This window comes from Pseudomonas sp. ML96, assembly GCF_000761545.1.
In the GTDB taxonomy this organism is placed as follows: domain Bacteria; phylum Pseudomonadota; class Gammaproteobacteria; order Pseudomonadales; family Pseudomonadaceae; genus Aquipseudomonas.
Window position 1 is genome coordinate 18,677 of sequence record NZ_JPMY01000017.1, and the last position, 20,693, is coordinate 39,369.

20 protein-coding genes, 1 tRNA gene and 1 pseudogene are annotated in these 20,693 nt (G+C 65.6%); 9 read left to right on the top strand and 13 right to left on the bottom strand.

What is annotated here, in order from left to right; translation table 11 throughout:
- Positions 1–169: 169 nt before the first annotated feature.
- From IP89_RS12515 to IP89_RS12535, 5 genes are read right to left on the bottom strand one after another with little or no spacing between them, the layout of a single operon-like run.
- Positions 170–1,957 (bottom strand): amidohydrolase family protein, encoded by a 1,788-nt coding sequence (locus IP89_RS12515; RefSeq protein ID WP_043309871.1) that lies wholly within the window; start codon positions 1,955–1,957, stop codon positions 170–172.
- Positions 1,954–2,691, bottom strand: coding sequence for a sulfite exporter TauE/SafE family protein (locus tag IP89_RS12520; protein WP_043309872.1), 738 nt, complete (start codon positions 2,689–2,691; stop codon positions 1,954–1,956). Before IP89_RS12520 ends, IP89_RS12515 begins: the two co-directional genes overlap by 4 nt.
- Positions 2,688–3,515 carry an SDR family NAD(P)-dependent oxidoreductase gene (locus IP89_RS12525; RefSeq protein WP_052081063.1) on the bottom strand — a complete coding sequence of 276 codons (828 nt, stop codon included), beginning with the start codon at positions 3,513–3,515 and terminating at the stop codon, positions 2,688–2,690. Before IP89_RS12525 ends, IP89_RS12520 begins: the two co-directional genes overlap by 4 nt.
- Positions 3,512–4,429, bottom strand: a complete 918-nt coding sequence (locus IP89_RS12530; RefSeq protein WP_043309873.1) for a bile acid:sodium symporter family protein — start codon at positions 4,427–4,429, stop codon at positions 3,512–3,514. Before IP89_RS12530 ends, IP89_RS12525 begins: the two co-directional genes overlap by 4 nt.
- Positions 4,410–5,753, bottom strand: a complete 1,344-nt coding sequence (locus tag IP89_RS12535; RefSeq protein ID WP_052081064.1) for an NAD(P)/FAD-dependent oxidoreductase — start codon at positions 5,751–5,753, stop codon at positions 4,410–4,412. The genes IP89_RS12530 and IP89_RS12535 overlap by 20 nt, the downstream gene beginning before the upstream one ends.
- Before the next feature lie 104 nt (positions 5,754–5,857).
- Here IP89_RS12535 and IP89_RS12540 point away from each other — a divergent pair, with 104 nt between their 5' ends.
- From IP89_RS12540 to IP89_RS12550, 3 genes and pseudogenes are all read left to right on the top strand, one after another.
- Positions 5,858–6,826, top strand: coding sequence for an AraC family transcriptional regulator (locus IP89_RS12540; protein ID WP_043309874.1), 969 nt, complete (start codon positions 5,858–5,860; stop codon positions 6,824–6,826).
- A complete protein-coding gene (locus tag IP89_RS12545; protein ID WP_043309875.1) occupies positions 6,823–7,578 on the top strand; it encodes a spermidine synthase in 756 nt (251 codons plus the stop codon). Before IP89_RS12540 ends, IP89_RS12545 begins: the two co-directional genes overlap by 4 nt.
- 195 nt (positions 7,579–7,773) lie before the next feature.
- Positions 7,774–9,548 (top strand): annotated as a pseudogene (locus tag IP89_RS12550) (DEAD/DEAH box helicase).
- A gap of 54 nt (positions 9,549–9,602) precedes the next feature.
- Here IP89_RS12550 and IP89_RS12555 read toward each other — a convergent pair.
- The 6 genes from IP89_RS12555 to IP89_RS12580 all read right to left on the bottom strand — a co-directional run bounded on the left by IP89_RS12555 (position 9,603) and on the right by IP89_RS12580 (position 14,124).
- Positions 9,603–10,001, bottom strand: a complete 399-nt coding sequence (locus tag IP89_RS12555) for a hypothetical protein (protein WP_043309877.1) — start codon at positions 9,999–10,001, stop codon at positions 9,603–9,605.
- Positions 10,002–10,094: 93 nt separating this feature from the next.
- Complete coding sequence (locus IP89_RS12560; RefSeq protein WP_043309878.1) at positions 10,095–10,862, bottom strand: class III extradiol ring-cleavage dioxygenase; 768 nt, start codon at positions 10,860–10,862, stop codon at positions 10,095–10,097.
- A gap of 93 nt (positions 10,863–10,955) precedes the next feature.
- Entirely contained in the window at positions 10,956–11,363 is a 408-nt protein-coding gene (locus tag IP89_RS12565) for a transcriptional regulator (RefSeq protein ID WP_043309879.1), read from the bottom strand.
- A gap of 124 nt (positions 11,364–11,487) precedes the next feature.
- Positions 11,488–12,363, bottom strand: a complete 876-nt coding sequence (htpX, locus tag IP89_RS12570) for a protease HtpX (protein ID WP_043309880.1) — start codon at positions 12,361–12,363, stop codon at positions 11,488–11,490.
- Positions 12,364–12,451: 88 nt separating this feature from the next.
- Positions 12,452–12,904, bottom strand: a complete 453-nt coding sequence (locus IP89_RS12575) for a hypothetical protein (RefSeq protein ID WP_043309881.1) — start codon at positions 12,902–12,904, stop codon at positions 12,452–12,454.
- An 8-nt stretch (positions 12,905–12,912) separates the two neighbouring features.
- Complete coding sequence (locus IP89_RS12580; protein WP_043309882.1) at positions 12,913–14,124, bottom strand: pyridoxal phosphate-dependent aminotransferase; 1,212 nt, start codon at positions 14,122–14,124, stop codon at positions 12,913–12,915.
- Between the two features lie 169 nt (positions 14,125–14,293).
- On the opposite strand from IP89_RS12580, the gene msrB reads away from it, so the two are divergent.
- The 3 genes from msrB (at position 14,294) to IP89_RS12595 (ending at position 15,749) form a co-directional block, all read left to right on the top strand.
- A complete protein-coding gene (gene msrB / locus IP89_RS12585) occupies positions 14,294–14,686 on the top strand; it encodes a peptide-methionine (R)-S-oxide reductase MsrB (RefSeq protein WP_043309883.1) in 393 nt (130 codons plus the stop codon).
- Positions 14,687–14,799: 113 nt separating this feature from the next.
- Positions 14,800–15,285 (top strand): glutathione peroxidase, encoded by a 486-nt coding sequence (locus IP89_RS12590; protein WP_043309884.1) that lies wholly within the window; start codon positions 14,800–14,802, stop codon positions 15,283–15,285.
- Entirely contained in the window at positions 15,282–15,749 is a 468-nt protein-coding gene (locus IP89_RS12595) for a MarR family winged helix-turn-helix transcriptional regulator (RefSeq protein WP_043309885.1), read from the top strand. The genes IP89_RS12590 and IP89_RS12595 overlap by 4 nt, the downstream gene beginning before the upstream one ends.
- Here IP89_RS12595 and IP89_RS12600 read toward each other — a convergent pair.
- The gene (locus tag IP89_RS12600; protein WP_043309886.1) at positions 15,733–18,045 is read right to left on the bottom strand and encodes a response regulator; all 2,313 of its coding nucleotides are present in this window, start codon (positions 18,043–18,045) and stop codon (positions 15,733–15,735) included. The genes IP89_RS12595 and IP89_RS12600 overlap by 17 nt on opposite strands.
- A gap of 91 nt (positions 18,046–18,136) precedes the next feature.
- Between IP89_RS12600 and IP89_RS12605 the strand changes: the two genes are divergently transcribed.
- Positions 18,137–19,027 (top strand): ATP-binding protein, encoded by an 891-nt coding sequence (locus IP89_RS12605; RefSeq protein WP_043309887.1) that lies wholly within the window; start codon positions 18,137–18,139, stop codon positions 19,025–19,027.
- On the top strand, positions 19,024–19,506 hold the full coding sequence (locus tag IP89_RS12610; protein WP_043309888.1) for a GAF domain-containing protein: 483 nt from the start codon (positions 19,024–19,026) through the stop codon (positions 19,504–19,506). The genes IP89_RS12605 and IP89_RS12610 overlap by 4 nt, the downstream gene beginning before the upstream one ends.
- Positions 19,507–19,572: 66 nt before the next feature.
- On the opposite strand, the gene IP89_RS12615 is transcribed toward IP89_RS12610, so the two are convergent.
- Positions 19,573–20,340: a hypothetical protein gene (locus IP89_RS12615; RefSeq protein WP_043309889.1), complete on the bottom strand. Its 768-nt coding sequence runs from the start codon at positions 20,338–20,340 to the stop codon at positions 19,573–19,575.
- 221 nt (positions 20,341–20,561) lie between these two features.
- Between IP89_RS12615 and IP89_RS12620 the strand changes: the two genes are divergently transcribed.
- Positions 20,562–20,637: transfer RNA gene (locus IP89_RS12620), tRNA-Glu, on the top strand.
- Positions 20,638–20,693 lie beyond the last annotated feature (56 nt).

Here is a 20,693-nt window from a genome sequence, read left to right on the forward strand (position 1 = left end):
GACCCCTGCGGATACGTAACGACGCCAGCGGCATCCCGAATACATGGCTGGGATGGTCGCTGGCGTCGCCCCGGCTGGGCCGGGACTCGGCGCTCTTGCTGGCGCCTGATCTATCGAGGGCTAGCCCTCGATCGAACCCTCTCCGATGGGGGAGGCGAGGGATGAATCTTCAGGCGGTTGCCGGCTGAAAGACGCGTACCGGCGCCGTGCGTGGCTGTACATCGCGGCCTTGCAGGAAGCGCCCGTAGCCCTGGGCCTTGCCCAGATCGTCCGGGAATTCCTGCTCGCGCCGGTAGGCGATGCGGCCGTTGATCAGGGTGGCATCCACCGCGTCGTCGTTACGTTTGACCACCCGCACCAGGCCGAGCACTTCCATGGGCGCCTCGCTCATGTCATCGAGTTCGTCGGTCAGCCCGGCGGGATTGACGATGACCAGGTCGGCGCGGTCGCCGACGCGGATATAGCCGGCGTCGACGCCGATGAAGTCGGCCAGCTCACCACTGCAGCGGCGTACGGCCTGGCCCAGTTCCATGAACGGGGTGCCGGCCAGTTGCGCGTCACGCACGTACTTGAGGAAGCGCAGCGGGAAGTTGTACTGGGCGATGGAACGCAGATGCGCGCCGGAGTCGGCGAAGCCCGGCTGGGTCCACGGGCTGGACAGCAGCTTGTGCATCACCGGCAGGCGCTGGTTGCCGTAGCAGGTGGTCCACTTCAGCGCCTCGCGGTACTGGCAGGCCAACTCGAAGTAGGCGTCCACCGCATCCAGGCCACGGGCCTGGCCGAGTTGCTTGAAGTTCTTGCCGACCATCGAGGCGTCCGGGCACTCGGTCACCCAGCAGTCGGAGAAGTCGCGGTGCCACAGGCCCTTAGTCAGCACGGCCTTGACCTGCTTCTTGAACAGGGCGCGGAACTCCGGTTCCAGCACCTTGGCGTACAGCTCGTCGGGGTCCTTGATGTTGCGCAGGATCTCGCCGGCGCCGAATTCCTCGAAGGCGTTCACGTTGAGGCCTTCCAGGCGCAGGGTGAACGGTGCCGGCAGGGTCTGCCAGCGGAAGTTGCCGCGCAGCACGCGGTTGGCCAACCAGCCGGAGAAGCGGGTGAAGCGGTGCAGCAGCGGCTGCGACTTGAGGTCCAGGGCAGTCAGCATCGAGCACTTGAGCGGGGTGCGGAACCAGCCGTGGGCCTGCCAGAGGAAGGCGAACACGTTGACCTTGGTCACTGCGTTCGGCGCACCCTGCATCACCGCACCACGCCGACGCAGGATGGCGAACAGGCGCGAGAACTCCTTCCAGCTGGCGAAGGTCGAGGGCAGCGGGCTGGACCAGGCGCGGTCGCCGTCCATCTTGTCCAGTCTCGTGGTCATCACCGAGAGGCCGATGCAACCGGCGTCCAGTGCCTCTTCCAGCAACTGCTCCATACGTTGCAGCTCGGCCTCGCTCGGCACCACGTCGCTGGTGGCGCGCTCCAGGCCCATCACCGCTACGCGCAGCTCGGAGTGGCCGAGGAAGGAGCTGACATTGGGGCCCAGTGCCAGCCGGTCATAGAAGGCGCGGTAGCCGGCGGCATCACGCCAGGTCTTCTTCTCCTGCAGGATCGGCAGCACGTATTCGCGCGGCACGGCCTCGACGCGGGTGAACAGGTCCGAGCAGTCCTCGGCGTCAGCCAGCACCATGCTGATCGAGCAGGAACCGATGGTCACGCTGGTCACGCCGTGGCGTACCGATTCTTTGAGCGCCGGTGCGGCGATCACCTCGGCGTCATAGTGCGAGTGGATTTCCAGAAAGCCCGGGGTGACCCACTTGCCGGCGGCATCGAGCACCTCGGCGCCACTCTCATCCAGCGGACTGAGGCTGACCGCGTCGACCTTGCCATTGCGGATGCCGATATGGCGCGGCACGCCGGGCGCGCCGCTGCCGTCGAAGTACAGACCGTTCTTGATGATGATGTCGTAGCTCATACGAGGCTCCAGGGGGCGAGCAGCAGCGTGCCGGTGACCAGCAGCAGGGCGTAGATGGCGATACGGAAGTGGCGTTCGTCGAAGCGCCGGTGCAGGTGTTCGCCCAGCCACAGGCCGACCAGCAGCAGCGGGGCGTAGGCCAGCACCTGTGGCAGGGCCGGTTGCAGGCGGCCGTCGACCAGGAAGGCGGCGGTCAGCAGGCTGTTCAAGGTGAACCAGACGCTGACCAGGGTGGCGCGAAAGCGTGCCTTGTCCAGCGTGGTGCCGGCCAGGCCGTAGACCAGCAGCGGCCCGCCGGAGGCGAACAGGCCGTGGCTGAGGCCGGCTCCGAGGGTGAGCAGGCGGGTCAGCCACTGCGGGCGTACCGGCAGCGCCGCGGCATGGCGCAGGCGCCACAGTTCGCGCCCGGCGAACCACAGGATCAGCACGCCGAAGCCACGCTTGAGCAGCGCCGCGTCCAGATAAGGCAGCAGCAGGTAGCCCAGCGCGGTGCCGGCGACCATGCCCGGCAGGATGGTACCGAGCAGCAGGCGGCGGTCGATCTGCGCGCGGTGGCGCCACACCAGGTAGCCGGTCATGCCGATGTTCAGTGGCACCAGTACCGGCAGTAGCTGCTCGATGGGCAGCAGCAGCGCACCCAGCGACAGGGCGATGACGATGCTGCCAAAGCCGGTGACGGCCTCGAGGGTGTAGGCGAGCAGGATGAAGGCGCCCAAGGCGTAGGATGCACTCACGGCTGCGGCTCGCCTTGTAGCGCCACTGGGCGGCTGCCTGGTGGCGGCAGCTCGCCGGCGAAGCGGCGGCTCATCTGCTGGTAGTACAGGCCCGGGGCGATGCGCCAGAGCAGGCTGGCCAGCCAGCTGCCACGGTCGGGGAACAGGCGCTCGCGGCCGCTTTGCAGGGCCTTGAGGATTTCCTCGGCCATCCAGGCGGCGCTGCGCACGCTGCCCAGGGTCGAGCGGGTGTGGCCGGCGGGCTTGCCGTCGGCGCCCAGGGCGTTGCGGTCGATGGGGGTGTCGAGGAAGCTCGGGTAGACCATCAGCAGGCTCACGCCGTCCTGCGCCAGCTCGGCGCGCAGCACCTCGAAACTCTGCGCCAGGGCGCTCTTCGCCGCGCAGTAACCGGCGCGACCGAGTACCGGCATCCAGCCGGCCATGGAACCGATGGCGGCGACCTGGCCACGGCTTTCGCGCAGCAGGTTGGCGGCGGCCAGGGTCAGCTCCAGCGGCGCGTGGTAGTCCACCGCCATGACCTTGCGCAGCACCTCGGGACGGGTCAGCAGGGTTGGCGAGCGATGAGTGATGCCGGCGTTGTTGATCAGCAGATCGAGGCGGCCGAACACGGTGCGGCAGGCGTCGACCAGTTGGCGGTGCAGCAGCGGGTCGGTGATGTCGCCGGACAGCGCCTCGACCCGCTCGCTGTTGAGTTCGGCCACCCGCGCGGCCAGGCCGGCGGCGTCGATGTCGGTGAGCAGCAGGCTGTCGCCGCGGGCGTGGCAGGCCTTGGCCAGCTCCCAGCCCAGACCGCTGGCGGCGCCGGTGATCAGGCTGACGCTCATTGCGCCACCTCGGCGGCGACCGCGCCGGCCGGGGCGCGGCGCGCCCACAGCAGGGCCAATACCAGGCCGGCCAGCAATTGCCAACAGCCCCAGAATGCGGCGATCAGCAGCATGCCGCCAGCCTGCGGGAAGAAGGTGAAGATCAACGCCATGCCCAGCGCCGAGTTGTGAATGCCGCTCTCCAGGGTCACCGCACGCACATCGGCGTCATTCAGGCGCCACAGCTTGGCGCACAGGTAGCCGAGGCCCAGGGCCAGGGTGTTGAGGGTGACCACCAGCCAGAAGAACAGGTGGAAGTGCTCGATGAACTGGTCGAAGTTCTTCACGAAGGCGCCGCCGACGAAGGCCAGCAGCACCAGCAGGGAGAAGTGCCGCAACGGCTTCTCCAGCTTGCGCGCGATCAGCGGGCGACGCTTGCCCAGGGCCATGCCGGCGAGCATCGGCAGGATCAGCACCAGTACCACCATGGCTAGCAGGTCCAGCGGCTCGACATGGATCTCGGTGAGCAGCGCACGGGTGTTGGGATTGAGCCCGGCGTACAGAGCGAAGTTGAGCGGGGTGAAGATGCCGGCCGTGAGGCTGGACACCGCGGTGACGCTGGCCGACACCGCGACGTTGCCGCGCGCCAGCCAGGTCATGATGTTGGAGAAGGTACCGCTGGGGCAGGTGGCGACCAGGATCATGCCCAGGGCCAGCTGCGGGTCGATCGGCAGCAGCAGGGTCAGGCCGCAGGTGGCCGCCGGCAGCAGCACGAACTGCACCAGCATGCCGATCACCGGCGCCTTGGGCGCGCGCAGGATGCGGCTGAAATCGCCGGCACGCAGCTCCAGGGACACGCCGAACATCATCAAGGCGATAATGGCGTTGAGGGCGATCATCGCCGAGGGCGAGAACTCAATATTGACGCTGGGCATCGAGCCGCTCCTCGGTCTGGGTGGTGGGGGCAAGGTCGTGGCGCAGCTCGGCGATATGCGCCTTGAGCGCGGCGCGGTAGCTGTCCTTGTGCACGTAGTAGGCCATGCGCGGCAGCTTGAGGTAGGCGTAGCCGCCGTCCAGGCGCTGGCCGGAACGCTCCAGCACGATGTCGCGCAGGCGCCGGGCCGAGGCACTGTTGCGTTGCTGCTGGAGAATGGCCAGGGCGACCAGCTCGGCCTGCTCGGCGCGGCCCTGCCAACCCAGGCCCGAGGCTTCGATCATGCCGAGCATGAACAGGTCGTCGTGCAGCGGGTGGAACACGTTGAGGTAGAGCTGCGGGGCGTCGGCCTCCAGCGGCCAGTTCAGCTCGGAACGGTCGATAAAGGGGTAGTCGAGCTTGTAGCCGGTGGCCTGCAGGATCAGGTCGTACTCGGCGCTGTCGCCGTTGGCGAAGGTCACCTGCTTGCCGTTCACTACGCGAATGTCGCCGCGCGGCTGGATATCGCCATGGCCGATATGGTGCAGCACCAGCGAGTTCATCACCGGGTGCGACTCGTACAGGCGGTAGTCCGGGTCGGGCAGGCCGTACTGCGAGGGCTTGCCGAGCAGGGCGCGGACCATCAGGCCGTCGACCATCTGCTTGAGCCGGCGCGGCAGCTTGATCGCGCCGCCGAAGGTGTCGGTCGGCTTGCCGAGGATGAACTTGGGCAGGAAGTGGTAACCGCGGCGTACCGACAGGTCGACCGACTGGGCGCGGTGTACGGCATCCACGGCGATGTCGCAGGCCGAGTTGCCGCAGCCGATCACCAGCACGCGCTTGCCGGCGAACAGCTCGGCATTCTTGTAGGCCGAGGCGTGCAGCAGCTCGCCGTCGAACTGGCCCGGCAGCGCCGGCTGGTTGGGCGTATGCAGGGTGCCGTTGGCGATCAGCACACCATCGAACTGCCATTCGCGCTGCTTGCCGGCCTGCTCGCTGACCAGTCGCCAGCCGCTGCTCAGGCGTTCCAGACGCACCACGCGGGTGTCGAACTGGTAGTGCTGGCGCAGGCCGAAGTGCTCGGCGTAGTCGCGGAAGTACTGGCCGATCTGGCTGTGCTGCGGGTAGGGCGGCACCGCATCGGCCATGGGGAATTCGTCGAACTGGGTCATGCCCTTCGACGAGATCAGGTGCGCCGATTCGTACATGGTGCTGTGTGGATTGGCGATATCCCACAGGCCGCCGACATCGCTATGCAGTTCGAAGCCGACGAAAGGGATACCATGGCGCTGCAACTGGCGCGCAGCGGCCAGCCCCATGGGGCCGGCACCGATGATGGCATGCATGCAAGGCAACTCATTGTTTTTCTGGTTATGTTCCGCAAGCATATGCAGCCACCCGCGCGCCGTAACGGCTCAATCAGGACCTTCGCCGGTTAATTCGGGACCCCATGAGCAACACGCCTTCCGTCACCGTCCACTATGCCCAGGCCATCCTCCAGGCCGCCGAGCGCCTGGCCCTGCCGCTAGCGGCCGAGCTGCGCGAGCCGAGTCATGAGGCGCGCATCCCGCTGGCCCGCCAGGACGCCTTGTGGGAGGCCTTCTGCGCCGCGGCCCAGGACCCGCTGATCGGCCTGCGCCTGGGCAATGCCCTGCAGGTCGGCCACCTGGACATGGTCGGCGCGCTGCTGATGAGCTGCGAGACTATGGGCGAGGCGCTGGAGGCCCTGCTGGAGTACTACCCGATCATCGGCGAGGGCGGTGAGTTTCATCTCGACGATGAGGGCGAGCAGCTGCGCCTGAGCTACCAGCCGCATTACCAGGTGCGTCGCGAGGAACGCGTGGAGGCGGTGCTGGCCAGCCTGGCGCACATGAGCCGCTGGATCACCGGCGAGCGCGTGCAGCCGCTGGAGCTGCACTTCGCCCATGCGCCGCAGGCGGCCGAGGCGCGTTACATCGAGCTACTCGGCTGCCCCCTGCAGTTCGGCTGCGCGGACAACGCGCTGCTGTTCGATCGCGCCGACCTCGAGGTACCACTGATCCAGGCCAACCCGATGATGCGCGAACACCTGCGCGGCCTAGCCGACAGTCTGCTCGAGCGCCTCGGCCAGCAGAGCCTGGCGGTGCGCGTGCAGCAGCAGCTGCGCCAGCAGCCGCGCTGGGGCAAGGAGCGCGTCGCCGAGCGCCTGGAACTGAGCGGGCGCCATCTGAACCGCAAGCTGGCCGAGGAGGGCACCAGCTTCAAGCTGCTGCGCGATCAGGTGCTGCACCAGATGGCCGAGCAGCGCCTGCGCGAGTCACCACGGGTGGCCGAGGTGGCCGAGGGCCTCGGTTTCTCCGACGAGAGTTCGTTCGCCAAGGCCTTCAGGCGCTGGAGCGGCATGACGCCGGGGCAGTTCCGCCAGGGGCTTGGCCAATGAGCGAGCTGCACGACGAGATCATGCTGGAAGAAGTGCGCGACGCCTGGGGCGTGATTCGCGTGTTCGAGGTCGGCGACTACCGCTTCCTCGAGTTCGGCGAGGCCATCGAGCAGAGCTGCACCTATACCCGCGACCCGGCCTGGCTGGAGTACGACTACACCCGTGCCATGCTGATCGGCGCGCTGTGCCACGAGGCGCCGGAGTCGGCGCTGTTCCTCGGCCTGGGCGGCGGCACGCTGACCCAGGCCTGTCTGAAGTTCCTCGAGCTGGATGATGTCGAGGTCATCGAGCTGCGCCCGGACGTGCCGCGCCTGGCCATGCAGTACCTGGGGCTGGCCGACGATCCGCGCCTGACCGTGCGCATCGGCGACGCCCTGGAGCTGCTCGACAGCGCCGAGTCCGCCGACCTGATCTTCGTCGACCTCTATACCGACACCGGCCCGGCGCCGGGTCACCTGGCCTGGCGTTTCCTGGAAAACTGCCAGAAGCGCCTCAACCCCGGTGGCTGGCTGGTGATCAACCAGTGGGGCACCGACGACGGCCGCCCGCTCGGCGCCGCCTTGCTGCGCGGCTTGTTCCATCGTCACTACTGGGAGATTCCGGTCAAGGAGGGCAACGTCACCCTGCTGGTGCCGGCCGATCTCGACCAGGTGCTGGATGTCGAGGGGCTGACCGCCCGCGCCGAGGCTTTGAAACCGCGCCTGGGCTACTCCCTGCAGCCGCTGCTGGACGTGCTGCGCCCAGCCAGCTGAAGCACCGTTCGGCCGAGTAGCGCAAAATCCCACCCCGGAGTCAGCTTTTTCCTGTATGATTCGCGCCCGGCCAAAATCGGCCACGTTCAGGTAAGCATCTCCGAAGCGCTGCTTCGCTGCTGGTCCGCCCTTGCGGACTATCCTTGACGCTCAATCCATCACGTCTTCGCAAATCCCCATCGCAGGGCTGCCAGGTTGACCCAAAAGGTCCTTCATGGCACGTGCAGCCTTTGCCACTCGGGTCTTTGCGGATGCACTTTCGAGGCAGACCCATGACCCAGGAAACCGGCACCTTTGCCGATCTCGGCCTTCATCCTTCCATTCTCGCTGCGCTGACCGCAGTCGGTTACGAAGAGCCGTCCCCCATCCAAGCCCAGGCCATTCCGATGATCCTGGCCGGCCACGACATGATCGGCCAGGCCCAGACCGGTACCGGCAAGACCGCCGCCTTCGCCCTGCCGATCCTGTCCAAGATCGACCCGGCCAAGCGCGAGCCGCAGGCGCTGATCCTGGCGCCGACCCGCGAGCTGGCCCTGCAGGTGGCCACCGCGTTCGAGACCTACTCCAAGCAGCTGCCCGGCGTATCCGTGGTGGCTGTGTACGGCGGCGCGCCCATGGGCCCGCAGCTGAAGTCCCTGCGCATGGGTGCGCAGATCATCGTGGCCACCCCGGGCCGCCTGGTTGACCACCTGAGCCGCAACGACCAACTGCTGTCGACCATCCGCCACCTGGTGCTGGACGAGGCCGACGAGATGCTCAAGCTCGGCTTCATGGACGACCTGGAAGTGATCTTCCAGGCCATGCCGGCCACCCGCCAGAGCGTACTGTTCTCCGCGACCCTGCCGCACTCGATCCGCGAGATCGCCGAGAAGCACCTGCGCGAGCCCAAGCACGTCAAGATCGCGGCCAAGACCCAGACCGTGTCGCGCATCGAGCAGGCGCATCTGATGATCCACGCCGATCAGAAGATCAACGCCGTGACCCGCCTGCTGGAAGTCGAGGACTTCGACGCCCTGATCGCCTTCGTGCGTACCAAGCAGGCCACCCTGGACCTGGCTGGCGCCCTGGAAGCCAAGGGCTACAAGGCTGCCGCGCTGAACGGCGACATCGCCCAGAACCAGCGTGAACGCGTGATCGAGTCGCTGAAAGACGGCCGCCTGGACATCGTCGTCGCTACCGACGTCGCTGCCCGTGGTATCGACGTGCCGCGCATCACCCACGTGCTCAACGTCGACATGCCGTACGACCCGGAGTCCTACGTGCACCGTATCGGCCGTACCGGCCGTGCCGGTCGCGAAGGCCGTGCCCTGCTGCTGGTGACTCCGCGTGAGCGCCGCATGCTGCAGGTGATCGAGCGTGTCACCGGGCAGAAGGTCGGTGAGGTCAAGCTGCCGAACCCGCAGCAGGTGCTGGACGCCCGCATCAAGAAGCTCACCGCCGGCCTGGCGCCGCTGACCGCCGAGGCCGAAGCCAGCCATGGCGCGCTGCTCGACCAGCTGATCGCCGACATCGGCTGCAGTCCGCGTGCCCTGGCCGCGGCCCTGCTGAAGAAGGTCACCAACGGTCAGGCCCTCGACCTGGCCAGCGTCGAGCGCGAGCAGCCGCTGGTGCCGGGCGTTGGTGCCCCGCGCGAGCGTCGCGAGCGTGATGGCGACCGTCCGGAGCGTTCCTACGATCGTGGCGAGCGTGGCGAAGTCCGTGAGCGTCGCCCGATGGCCGCACCGAGCGAAGGCAAAGTGCGCTGCCGCACCGCTCTGGGTACTCGCGACGGCATCGCCGCGAAGAACCTGCTGGGCGCCATCCTCAACGAGGGTGGTCTGCAGCGTGACGCCATCGGCCGCATCCAGATCCGCGAGACCTTCAGCCTGATCGAGCTGTCGGAAGACGGCCTGGATCGCCTGCTCGGCAAGCTCAAGGACACCCGCGTTGCCGGCAAGGCCCTGAAGCTGCGCCGCTACCGCGAGGACTGAGTCCGCGCCGTAATGAAAAAGCCCCGCTCATGCGGGGCTTTTTCTTGCCTGCGACTAAAGCGCTCGCCGACGGTCGAGCAGTACGGCCACGGCGGCCAGGACGATGGCCAGGCTGTAGGCGAACAGGCCCAGGTTGATGCCGAAGATCATCTTCTCCGAGCCATCGGACAGCACCATGGAGCCGTCATAGCTGTGGCGCAGGGCGTAGGCGAGCAGGAAGCCGCCGGTGACGAACAGGGTCAGCAGGCTGCTCAGGCGGATTTCGTTCCGGAGCCAGACCAGCCACAGGCTGAAGGCGCCCAGCGCGCAGTTGGTCGCCAGCTGCCAGACCTCGTGCAGGCGCGCGTGGCCGGTCCATTGCGGATTGAACACGTGGCTGGCGTTGATCTCGAAGATCGGCACCACCACGGCGTAGAAGGCGATACCTACGGTGACCAGCAGTTTGGCGAGCATGCAACAGTCCTTGTTGGGGAGGGTGTCGCTACTCTAACGGCTGGCTGGGCAAAGCGCAGCGGGGGCTGCGCTCGTGGTGCGTTGGTGACTTAGTCAGGCGAAGCTGTAGATATCCATGCCCAGAGCGCCATAGGTGAAGCCGCTGTGCTCGATATGGAACTCGCCACCGGCACCGAGGGCGAAATACAGCGGCAGCAGGTGCTCGTCGCTGGGGTGACTGCGCCGCGCGTGGGGCGCCTGGGCGCGGTAGTCGAGCAGGGCGGGGCGGTCGTCTGCGCTCAGCTTCTCCACCATCCAGTCGCGGAACTCGGCGGCCCAAGGCGTTATCGCCTCGGGGCCGGCGCGCCAGTCCAGCTCACCCAGGTTGTGGGTGATGCTGCCGGAGCCGAGCAACAGCACGCCCTGTTCGCGCAGAGCTGCCAGGGCCTGGCCGACGCGTACCTGCAGCTCCGGGCCGGCATGGCTGGGCAGTGATAGCTGCAGCACCGGTATATCGGCCTGCGGGTACATCAGCGACAGCGGCACCCAGGCGCCATGATCCAGCGGGCGCTGCGGGTCCAGGCTGCTGCTCAGACCGGCTTCACCGAGCAGGCGTTGCACTTCGATAGCTAGTTCCGGGGCGCCAGGTGTGGGGTATTGCACCGCGTAGAGTGGCGCGGGGAAGCCGCCGAAGTCATGCCAGGTGGCGGGTTGCGGCGAGCTACCGATGCGCAGCTCGGGGCTTTCCCAATGCGCAGACACCACCAGAATGGCGCGCGGCCTGGGCAGCTCCGCCGCCAGGCGTGCCAGGGCGGGGCCGCTGGCGCCTGGCTCGAGGGCGAGCATGGGCGAGCCGTGGGAAATGAACAGGGCGGGCAGCATGGAACAATCCTCCGAAACGATGCTGCCTATGGTGGTCGCCTGAACTATCTAAATCCAATATAAATAGCTGGAAATACCTATCTAGATAGTTGGCTATATCTGCTCGGTTTCGAGGTTGGCCTTGGCCGCCAGCTCGTCGAAGACCTCGGGCGTCAGCGCCGCTTCGCCGGCGCCATCGAGCACCTCACGCGGGTGTTCGCTGCCGGGGATGCTGCTGTCGAGCATGCTCAGCAACTGCGCGCCGCGTGGGGTGAGGACGAAGTTCTCGCCGTTGCCGCCATCAATCTCTGGGCGTGGCTCGATGAAGCCGTTCTCCAGCAGCTGCGCTTCGTAGCGTGTGGATTCGGCGCGGAAGTGGTCGAGGTTGTCGATGTGCTCACCGGCGCGGTCCAGCTCGCCGGCCAGTTCTTCGGCGTATTGGCGCGGGGCGAAGGGCTTGCCAGCGGAGTTCTGAGCCTCATGCAGCAGGCGTTCGATCAGGTCCCATTGGTAGACGGCCATGGTGTTTCTCCCGTAGGCGGTTGGGCTTACAGGTTCCGACTGGCGAGCGCGCTGCAAGGTTCGAGCTTTTTCGCGGGCAATAAAAAAGGCGATCCGTGGATCGCCTTTCTCATTGACGCTGCTATCAGCCGCGGCGGCGCAGGGCCTCGATACGGTCTTCCAGCGGCGGGTGGGTCATCAGCAGGCCGGCGAGGCCGTTCTTCAGGCCACCGTTGATGCCGAAGGCGGTCATGCTGCTCGGCATGTGTACCGGCACGCCCTGTTCGGCGCGCAGGCGCTCCAGGGCGGCGATCATGGCGCCAGTACCGGCCAGGCGGGCGCCGGCATCGTCGGCCTTGAACTCGCGGCGACGGGAGAACCACATGACGATGATGCTGGCCAGGATGCCCAGTACCAGCTCGGCGAAAATGGTCGCGACGATGTAGCCAATGCCGTGACCTTCGCCTTCGTTCTTCAGGATCGCCTTGTCGACGAAGTTGCCGAAGATACGCGCGAAGAACATGACGAAGGTGTTCACCACGCCCTGAATCATGGCCAGGGTGACCATGTCGCCGTTGGCCACGTGGCCGATTTCGTGGGCCAGCACTGCCTTCACTTCATCGGGCGAGAAACGCTCCAGCAGGCCCTGGCTGACGGCCACCAGGGCGTCGTTCTTGTTCCAGCCGGTGGCGAAGGCGTTGGATTCGTAGGCGGGGAAGATGCCCACTTCCGGCATCTTGATGCCGGCATCGCGGGACAGCTCTTCGACGGTCTGCAGCAGCCACTGTTCGTGGCGGGTGCGCGGCTGGGTGATGATCTCGGTGCCGGTGCTCATCTTCGCCATCCACTTGGACATGAACAGCGAGATGAAGGAGCCGACGAAGCCGAACACGGCGCAGAAGATCAGCAGGCTGCCGTAGTTCTGGCCGGTGAAGCGGTCGACCCCGAGCAGCTTCAGGGTGACGCTGGCGATCAACAGCACCGCCAGGTTGGTGGCCAGGAACAATACGATACGCATCATGGTGGAAAGCTTCTCCTCAGGCGAGAGACGGTCTAAGTATGCGAGCTATATAAGGTTGAGCCGCTGTGCCTTCAACCGAGGCACTATTTCAAACTATGTCGTTTGCCGGGCTCAGGCTGCTCTCGAACAGCTGGCGAGTAAGGCGTGCGACCTTTTCGCTGCTCTGCTGGTTCAGTGCGTCGCGCAGCTGCCAGGCGAGGGTGGCGTGCACGCGGCGCACGCTGGCTGGCAGCGCGTCGCCCTGGGGAAGAGCATGGGGTACACCACGTGACAGGCGCATGAAGCCCTTCTCGGTGAGTACGGCCTGGTCGAGTGCGTCGTAGGCGATGGTCGACTCGAAGCGCACGTAACCTTCCTCGGCCAGCCACAGCAGGGCGCCTAGACAGGCCTGGTGACGCTTGCTGGGCAGGCCGAATTCGTCGGGTTCCTCGCGGCCGATCAGGTCTTCCACATACAGCGCCACCTTGCGCGGGAAGGCCTGATAGAGCGCCAGCATGCCGCTGGCGGCATCCTTGTAGAACTCGTCGATCTGCAGGTCCATGGCCGGCTTTACTGGCGGTAGGACTTGAGGAAGTTGCCAATGCGGCCGATGGCCTGCTCCAGATCATCGACGCGGGGCAGGGTGACCACGCGGAAGTGGTCCGGCCATGGCCAGTTGAAGGCGGTGCCCTGGACGATCAGCAGCTTCTCGGAGAGCAGCAGGTCGAGAACGAATTTCTCGTCGTTGTGGATCGGGCAGACCTTCGGATCGATCTTGGGGAAGGCGTACAGCGCGCCCATCGGCTTGACGCAGCTGACCCCGGGGATGTCGTTGAGCAGTTCCCAGGTGCGGTTGCGTTGCTCCAGCAGGCGGCCTTGCGGCAGCACCAGGTCATTGATGCTCTGGTAGCCGCCCAGCGCGGTCTGGATCGCGTGCTGGCTCGGCACGTTGGCGCACAGGCGCATGTTGGCCAAGATATCCAGACCCTCGATGTAGCTCTGCGCGCGGTGTTTCGGACCGGAGATGGCCACCCAGCCGGAACGGAAGCCGGCCACGCGGTAGCTCTTGGACAGGCCGTTGAAGGTCAGGCAGAGCACGTCCGGCGCCAGCGAGGCGGTGGAGATGTGCTGGGCCTCGTCGTAGAGGATCTTGTCGTAGATCTCGTCGGAGAACAGCACCAGGTTGTGCTGGCGCGCCAGCTCGACGATGCCTTCCAGTACTTCCTTGGAATACACGGCGCCGGTCGGGTTGTTCGGGTTGATCAGCACGATGGCCTTGGTGTTGCTGCTGATCTTGGCCTTCATGTCGGCCAGGTCGGGGAACCAGCCAGCCTGCTCGTCGCACAGGTAGTGCACCGGCTTGCCGCCGGACAGAGCCACTGCAGCGGTCCACAGCGGGTAGTCAGGCGCCGGGATCAGTACCTCGTCACCGTTGTTGAGCAGGGCCTGCATGGCCATCACGATCAGCTCGGACACGCCGTTGCCGAGGTAGATGTCCTCGATGCCGACGCCTTCCACCTGCTTCTGCTGGTAGTACTGCATCACCGCCTTGCGCGCGCTGAACAGGCCCTTGGAATCGCTGTAGCCTTGCGCGGTGGGCAGGTTGCGGATCACGTCCTGGAGGATTTCCTCCGGGGCTTCGAAACCGAACGGCGCCGGGTTGCCGATGTTCAGCTTGAGGATGCGATGGCCTTCCTCTTCCAGGCGTTTGGCGTGCTTGAGCACCGGTCCGCGGATGTCGTAGCAGACGTTGGCGAGCTTGTTCGATTTGCTGACCTGCATGATGCTGTGTCCCGATGTGAAGATGCCGCTGGCGGCGCAGGGAAAAATCGTCCTTGCCGGCTGTAATGCGGCAGAAAGACTGGCGTCCAAAGAGGGACGCATGATACGTGCGGCCCGGTGCCCGGAAAAGGTAGCTGCCGGGCTTTTTTCCTGCTCTGAGGTGTACCCCATGGAAAAGATCGATAAACCCCTGGAAGCCTGGCGTGACGAGCTCTCCGACGCGCAGTTCCATGTCTGCCGGCTGGGCGGCACCGAGCGTGCCTTCACTGGCGAGTACCACGACAGCAAGGTGCCTGGCATCTACCACTGCGCCTGCTGCGGTGAGGCGCTGTTCGACTCGGACGCCAAGTACGACTCCGGCAGCGGCTGGCCCAGCTATTTCCAGCCGGTGAATGGCGAGGTGATCACCGAGAAGGAGGACTTCAGCCACGGCATGCACCGCATCGAGGTGAAGTGCGGCAAGTGCGATGCCCACCTGGGTCACGTCTTCCCCGATGGTCCGCGGCCGACCGGGTTGCGCTACTGCATCAATTCGGTGTCGCTGAAGCTGATTCCGCGCTGAGTTGATAGCGAGGCTCGCCGACCGGCGGGCCTCTTTTTACGGCAATTAAATTGTGCGCAATTGAATTGCTCGCTATATTCCTCGCACATTCACCGCTAGCGGAGCCACAGGCCATGAGCGACAAGCTTTTCGATATCCCGGTTACCACCATCAAGGGCGAGCAGAAGACGCTCAAGGACTTCGGCGGCAAGGCCGTGCTGGTGGTCAATACCGCCAGCAAGTGCGGCTTCACTCCGCAGTACAAGGGCCTGGAGAGCATCTGGCAGCAGTACAAGGACAAGGGCCTGGTGGTGCTGGGCTTCCCCTGCAACCAGTTCGGCAAGCAGGAGCCGGGTGACGAGGGTGCGATCAGCGAGTTCTGCGAGCTGAACTTCGGCGTCAGCTTCCCACTGTTCAAGAAGATCGACGTCAACGGCAGCGACGCCCATCCGCTGTACGTGCAACTCAAGCAGCGCGCACCAGGCCTGCTCGGCAGCAAGGGCATCAAGTGGAACTTCACCAAGTTCCTGATCAGCGCCGACGGCGCCGAGGTCAAGCGCTTCGCCCCGACCACCAAGCCGGAAGAGCTGAGCTCCGAGATCGAAGCGCTGCTGAAATGATCGACCTGCCTGAGGCCGAGGCGCAGCTGCTGCTGGACAACCAGCTGTGCTTCAAGCTCTACGCCGCCTCACGCGCGGTGATTCGCGCCTACAAGCCGATGCTTGACGAGCTGGGCCTGACCTACCCGCAGTACCTGGTCATGCTGGTGCTCTGGGAATGGCAGGCCCGCCCGCCGGAGCAGGCCACGGTCAAGGCGCTGGGTGAGCGGCTGATGCTCGATTCCGGCACCCTGACGCCGCTGCTCAAGCGTCTGGAGCAACTCGGCCTGGTGCAGCGCAAGCGCTCCAGTGCCGACGAGCGCGAGCTGCGCCTGGCACTGAGCGATGCAGGCGTGGCGCTGCGCGAGCGGGTATTGCCGCTCAAGCAGCGCCTGCTGTGCGAGAGCGGTGTCGACATGGATGATCTGGAAGGCCTGCGCCAGAGCCTGGGCCAGCTACTGGCGCTGGTTACGACTCACTCGTGAGTGGCAGCCAGTTGTCCAGCAGGGTGGCCAGGTCTTCGCGGCGGAAGGGTTTGGCCAGATAGTCGTTCATGCCGGCGGCCTGGCAGCGCTCGCGCTCGTCGGGCAGGGCGTTGGCAGTCAGGGCGATGATCGGCAGGTCCGGCCACTGGCCGCTCTGGCGGATACGCCGGGTGGCTTCGTAGCCATCCATCACCGGCATGTTGCAGTCCATCAGCACCAGGTCCACTGGGTGCTTCTCCAGGTAGGCGATGGCCTCGCCGCCATGGGCGGTGACGGCGACCTCGCAACCCAGCTTGCCCAGCATGCCTTTGGCCACCATCTGGTTGACCTGGTTGTCCTCGACCAGCAGCACGCGGGCCTGGTGGGGGCGGTTGGGCGTCTTGTCCTGCAGCTCGGTCGCGCCACTTTGATGTGGCAGCAGCAGGCGCTGCAGGCTCTGGTACAACGCGGCGCGCGACAGTGGTCGTGGCAGCTGCTCGAAGGGCAGCAGGGCTGCGGCCTGTTCGCCCTGGATGAAGGTGCCGTAGGCCGATACCAGCAGCAGCGGCCCCGCGAAGCGTTGGCGCAGCTTCGGCAGCTGTTCCGGGTCGGTACAGATCAGCAGGTCGGCCTGCTGCAGAGCTTCCATGTTCTCCAGTCGCTGATAACTCAGCCCCCAGTTGGGCAGCCAGCCATCGAACAGCTCGGCCAGACCGCTGCCGGCGGGGCAGATGGCGGCGACCTTGCCTGGCAGTCCCGGCCAGCGTGGCGGCGGCGTATGGGCGTGGAGCGGCAGATTGGCGCTGAACTGGCTGCCGATGCCCTCGCGCGAATGCAGGTTCAGCTCGCCATCCATGGCCTCGCACAGGCGGCGCGTCAGGGCCAGGCCCAAACCGGTGCCACCGAACTGGCGGGTGATGCCGGCGCCAGCCTGGATAAAGGGGTGGAAGATGCGCTTCTGCGCGTCCTCGGCGATGCCGATACCGGTGTCGTTGACCAGCAGGCGGATGCCAGTGGGGCAGGGGCTGACGCGCAGGTCGACGCGCCCGTTACGGGTGAACTTGAGGGCGTTGGACAGCAGGTTACTGACGATCTGCCGTACCCGCGTCGGGTCGCCCAGCACCTGGGCTGGCAGCTGTGGGTCGATCAGGCAGGTCAGTTCGACATTCGGCGCGACGTTCTGCGACAGCAGGCTGGCGGTTTCTTCCACCAGGTTGCCGAGGTCGAAGGGAATGCGCTCCAGCTCCAGTTGGCCGGCCTCGAACTTGGACAGGTCGAGGATATCGTTGAGCAGGTCCACCAGGACCTTGCCGGAGTCGTGGGCGATCGACAGCTGTTGGCGTTGTTCGTTGCTCAGGCTGCCATCCAGGGCCAGCGCCAGCATGCCCAGCAGGCCGTTGAGCGGGGTGCGGATCTCATGGCTCATGTTGGCCAGGAAGGCGGCGCGGGCCTGGGCCATTTCCAGCGCGGTGCTGCGCGCCTGCTCCAGCTCGTGGTTGGAGTGGGTCAGGCGGGCGTTGGTCGCCTTCAGCTCCGCAGTACGGGCGGAGACGATGTTCTCCAGCTCACCGAGGTACTGGGTCAGGCGGTCCTCGGCCTCACGCCGTTGGCTGATTTCCTGGTGGATGTTGGCCAGTTGCTGGTTGGTCACCGCCACCAGGGTGCCGATCTCGTCGCGCTCGTGGCCGCTGGGGCAGGGCACCGGGCTGAAGTCGCGGCGCGGATCGCGGTCGCTGAGGGCGCGGATCACCCCGACCAGCGGCTTGGTCAGCATGGCGTAGAACAGCACCAGCAGGATCAGCGACAGCATCAGGCTGCGGGCGAAGCCAGTGAGCAGAGTGAGCATGGCGCGGCGCAGGAAGTGGCTGCCGAAGGCATAGGTGTCCACTTCGATGCGCAGCACGCCGAGCGGCTCGTTGGGCGCATGGTCGACGAACAGCGGATTTTCGAACAGGCGACGCTCACCGAACATGAAGTCGCTGAATACCCGATAGCGGCTGTCTACCGGCGGTTTGTTGACCGAGGCCAGCACCAACCCGCTGTTGTCGATGATCTCGGCGCGCATCACCGCCGGTGAGCGCAGCAGGCCGAGCACCAGCTCCTGGGCCAGTTCGGCGTCGATGTTGTAGGAAATGCGCGCAGCCGGGTTGTGGCTGATTTCCAGCAGCGAGTGGATTTCCCGGTCGATGGAGGCGTCTTCGCTGGCATAATCCAGTCCGACCTGGATGAGGCTCAGCAGGGTTCCCAGGATGAAGGCCGCCAGTACCGTCAGTTTGGCCTGTTTGAACGACAGGCGATGGGTCAGGGAAATATCCATCTGCGGGGCGGCGGAATCCTTGGTTTGAGGCCTTGCCAAGCATAGCCCATAGCGCCGGATGATCGGCAGTGGTGGAGATGAGGAGTTTGTCGTGGATTCTCGTTTGAACAGTTTTCTGCAGCGGGCCGATGCGGTACTGGAGCGCATCGAGCCGCTGCTGCCGGCACCGCGGCTGGACCTGGACTGGAACTCGGTGATTGCCGCGCGCTGGCAGCGCGAGGGGCGCAGCGGCTACCTGCAGGCGCTGCGGGTTAGCCTGGACCTGAGCCTGTCCGACCTGGTCGGGGTGGACACCCAGCGCGAACAGCTGGCGCGCAACACCCGCCAGTTCGTCGCCGGCCTGCCGGCCAACCACGCCTTGCTCTGGGGCGCGCGTGGTACCGGCAAGTCATCGCTGGTGCGGGCGCTGCTGGCCGAGCACGCCGGCTCCGGTCTGCGCCTGATCGAGATCGAGCGTGACCATCTGGCCGATTTGCCCAGGGTGGTAGAAGCACTGGCCGGTCTGCCGCAGCGTTTCGTGCTGTTCTGCGACGACCTGTCCTTCGAATCCGGCGAGGGCGACTACCGGGTTCTGAAGAGCGTGCTCGATGGCTCGCTGGAGCGGGCGCCGGATAACGTGCTGCTTTACGCCACCTCCAATCGCCGGCATCTGGTGCCGGAGAGGGAGAGCGACAACCTCGACAGCCGCATGGTCGATGGCGAGCTGCACCCGAGCGAGGCGATCGAGGACAAGATTGCGCTGTCCGACCGTTTCGGTCTGTGGATCTCCTTCTATCCCTTTACCCAGGACCATTTCCTCGCCGTGGTGCGCCACTGGGTCGGCGTGCTGGCAGCCCAGGCGGGCTTGCAGTGGCAGTGGGACCATGACCTGGAGATCTTGGCCATTCGCTGGGCGCTGGGACGTGGCAATCGCAATGGCCGCTGCGCCTACCAGTTCGCCCGCAGCTGGGTCGGCCAGCGTCTGATGGAGGTGCAGCCATGATCGATCTGCAACAGGCGGGGCAGGGCCGCGAAGGTTACGAGCTGCTGGCCGCGCAGCTGGAATCGCTGCTGGCCGACGAGCGTGACTTCGTCGCCAATGCCGCGCAGTTCTCCGCCTTCCTGTTCCATGAGTTGGGCGATCTCAACTGGGCCGGTTTCTACCTCAACAAGGAAGAACAGCTGGTGCTGGGGCCCTTCCAGGGCAAGGTGGCCTGTGTGCGCATTCCCTTCGGCCGGGGTGTGTGCGGAGCTGCTGCGAGCAGCCGGCAGACTCAGAGGGTCGAGGATGTACACGCCTTCCCAGGCCACATCGCCTGCGATAGCGCTTCCAACAGCGAGTTGGTGGTGCCGCTGGTCAAGGATGAGCGTCTGATCGGCGTACTCGACCTCGACAGCCCGAGCCTGGCGCGTTTCAGCACCGAGGATCAGGCCGGCATCGAGCGTCTGGCAGAGATTTTCCTGCGCCTGACCGACTGCTGATCGGCGCCTGGAAACCAGAAAGCCCGGTCTGTGCCGGGCTTTTTTATGGATGAGCGGTACGGACGCTTAGTCGTAGATGTTCTTCTTCTTCCAGTCGTCTTCACCGAGCGACTTGAGGCCTTCGTCCAGCTCGCTGGTTTCCGTGACGGCCGGTTTGGCCTTCTCCAGTACCACGGCGTTGGCGCGGGCCAGCGATTCCTCCAGCTGTTGCAGTTGCGCCTTGTAGCGACCCGCATCGGGCTGCTTGCGCAGGTACTGCACGCCGCGCTCGTAGGCCAGGCGGGCCTGGCCGGGCTGGCCCTGCTGCATGGAGTGCTGGCCCAAGTTGCTGAAGAACTCGAAATGCAGCTGTACCAGCATGTGGCGGATCTCGCCGAGCCAGCGCTTGGCCTCGGCGGCCTGCAGGACGTGCTCCTGGGCGGCGCGGGTGATCTGGCCGTGGAGATTCTCCAGGATGAAGCGCACGTCCTTGGCTTTGGCTTCGTTCAGGATCTGCTGCGGCGGGTTGCGTACTGGAATGTCGTCGCCCTTGGCGACCATCTCGCGCAGTTCGGCGAGGCGGGTTCTCAGATTGCTGTTCTGCTTGTCGAGTTGCAGCAGGCGATCACCGAGCTGCAATTCCAGGCGGCTGAGCATGAGCTTGAGGGCAGGACTCATCAGTTGCCCAGGCATGCTCTCGGAGACGTCGCGGGCGCGACGGACTCGGTCACTGAGGTCGGCCTTGAGGCGGGCCTTCTCCAGTTTGCTGTTTTCCACCATATGGTTGATGTAGGCAATGGAGAACAGCACCACGATACCGGCGACTATCAGCGCGGTGATAACGATTGGGGACACCCTGAAACCTCCCGATGCGCTTCTTTTTCCCCGAGTGTAGTGTGTTAGCCATTACGCTGATAGCACCTTGTCAATTTCCGCATCGAAGTCTTTGATTTAAAAAAAGTTTTGATTGAGGGTTGACGCTCCCTGAAAGGCTCCATAGAATGCGCGCCACTTTCAGCGAGTTAGCGAAAGCCAAATCGATGAAAGTTGGGATGCTGTTACAAGCTCCTGGCCACGTCCCCTTCGTCTAGTGGCCTAGGACACCGCCCTTTCACGGCGGTAACAGGGGTTCGAGTCCCCTAGGGGACGCCATTGCGGGAATAGCTCAGTTGGTAGAGCACGACCTTGCCAAGGTCGGGGTCGCGAGT

What these genes read in the sequence shown, in the direction of transcription:
- IP89_RS12515 (WP_043309871.1), bottom strand. Translation starts at nt 1,957, where the DNA reads ATGAGCTACGACATCATCATCAAGAACGGTCTGTACTTCGACGGCAGC.
- IP89_RS12525 (WP_052081063.1), bottom strand. Translation starts at nt 3,515, where the DNA reads ATGAGCGTCAGCCTGATCACCGGCGCCGCCAGCGGTCTGGGCTGGGAG.
- IP89_RS12530 (WP_043309873.1), bottom strand. Translation starts at nt 4,429, where the DNA reads ATGCCCAGCGTCAATATTGAGTTCTCGCCCTCGGCGATGATCGCCCTC.
- IP89_RS12535 (WP_052081064.1), bottom strand. Translation starts at nt 5,753, where the DNA reads ATGCATGCCATCATCGGTGCCGGCCCCATGGGGCTGGCCGCTGCGCGC.
- IP89_RS12540 (WP_043309874.1), top strand. Translation starts at nt 5,858, where the DNA reads ATGAGCAACACGCCTTCCGTCACCGTCCACTATGCCCAGGCCATCCTC.
- IP89_RS12545 (WP_043309875.1), top strand. Translation starts at nt 6,823, where the DNA reads ATGAGCGAGCTGCACGACGAGATCATGCTGGAAGAAGTGCGCGACGCC.
- IP89_RS12555 (WP_043309877.1), bottom strand. Translation starts at nt 10,001, where the DNA reads ATGCTCGCCAAACTGCTGGTCACCGTAGGTATCGCCTTCTACGCCGTG.
- IP89_RS12560 (WP_043309878.1), bottom strand. Translation starts at nt 10,862, where the DNA reads ATGCTGCCCGCCCTGTTCATTTCCCACGGCTCGCCCATGCTCGCCCTC.
- IP89_RS12565 (WP_043309879.1), bottom strand. Translation starts at nt 11,363, where the DNA reads ATGGCCGTCTACCAATGGGACCTGATCGAACGCCTGCTGCATGAGGCT.
- htpX (WP_043309880.1), bottom strand. Translation starts at nt 12,363, where the DNA reads ATGATGCGTATCGTATTGTTCCTGGCCACCAACCTGGCGGTGCTGTTG.
- IP89_RS12575 (WP_043309881.1), bottom strand. Translation starts at nt 12,904, where the DNA reads ATGGACCTGCAGATCGACGAGTTCTACAAGGATGCCGCCAGCGGCATG.
- IP89_RS12580 (WP_043309882.1), bottom strand. Translation starts at nt 14,124, where the DNA reads ATGCAGGTCAGCAAATCGAACAAGCTCGCCAACGTCTGCTACGACATC.
- msrB (WP_043309883.1), top strand. Translation starts at nt 14,294, where the DNA reads ATGGAAAAGATCGATAAACCCCTGGAAGCCTGGCGTGACGAGCTCTCC.
- IP89_RS12590 (WP_043309884.1), top strand. Translation starts at nt 14,800, where the DNA reads ATGAGCGACAAGCTTTTCGATATCCCGGTTACCACCATCAAGGGCGAG.
- IP89_RS12595 (WP_043309885.1), top strand. Translation starts at nt 15,282, where the DNA reads ATGATCGACCTGCCTGAGGCCGAGGCGCAGCTGCTGCTGGACAACCAG.
- IP89_RS12600 (WP_043309886.1), bottom strand. Translation starts at nt 18,045, where the DNA reads ATGGATATTTCCCTGACCCATCGCCTGTCGTTCAAACAGGCCAAACTG.
- IP89_RS12610 (WP_043309888.1), top strand. Translation starts at nt 19,024, where the DNA reads ATGATCGATCTGCAACAGGCGGGGCAGGGCCGCGAAGGTTACGAGCTG.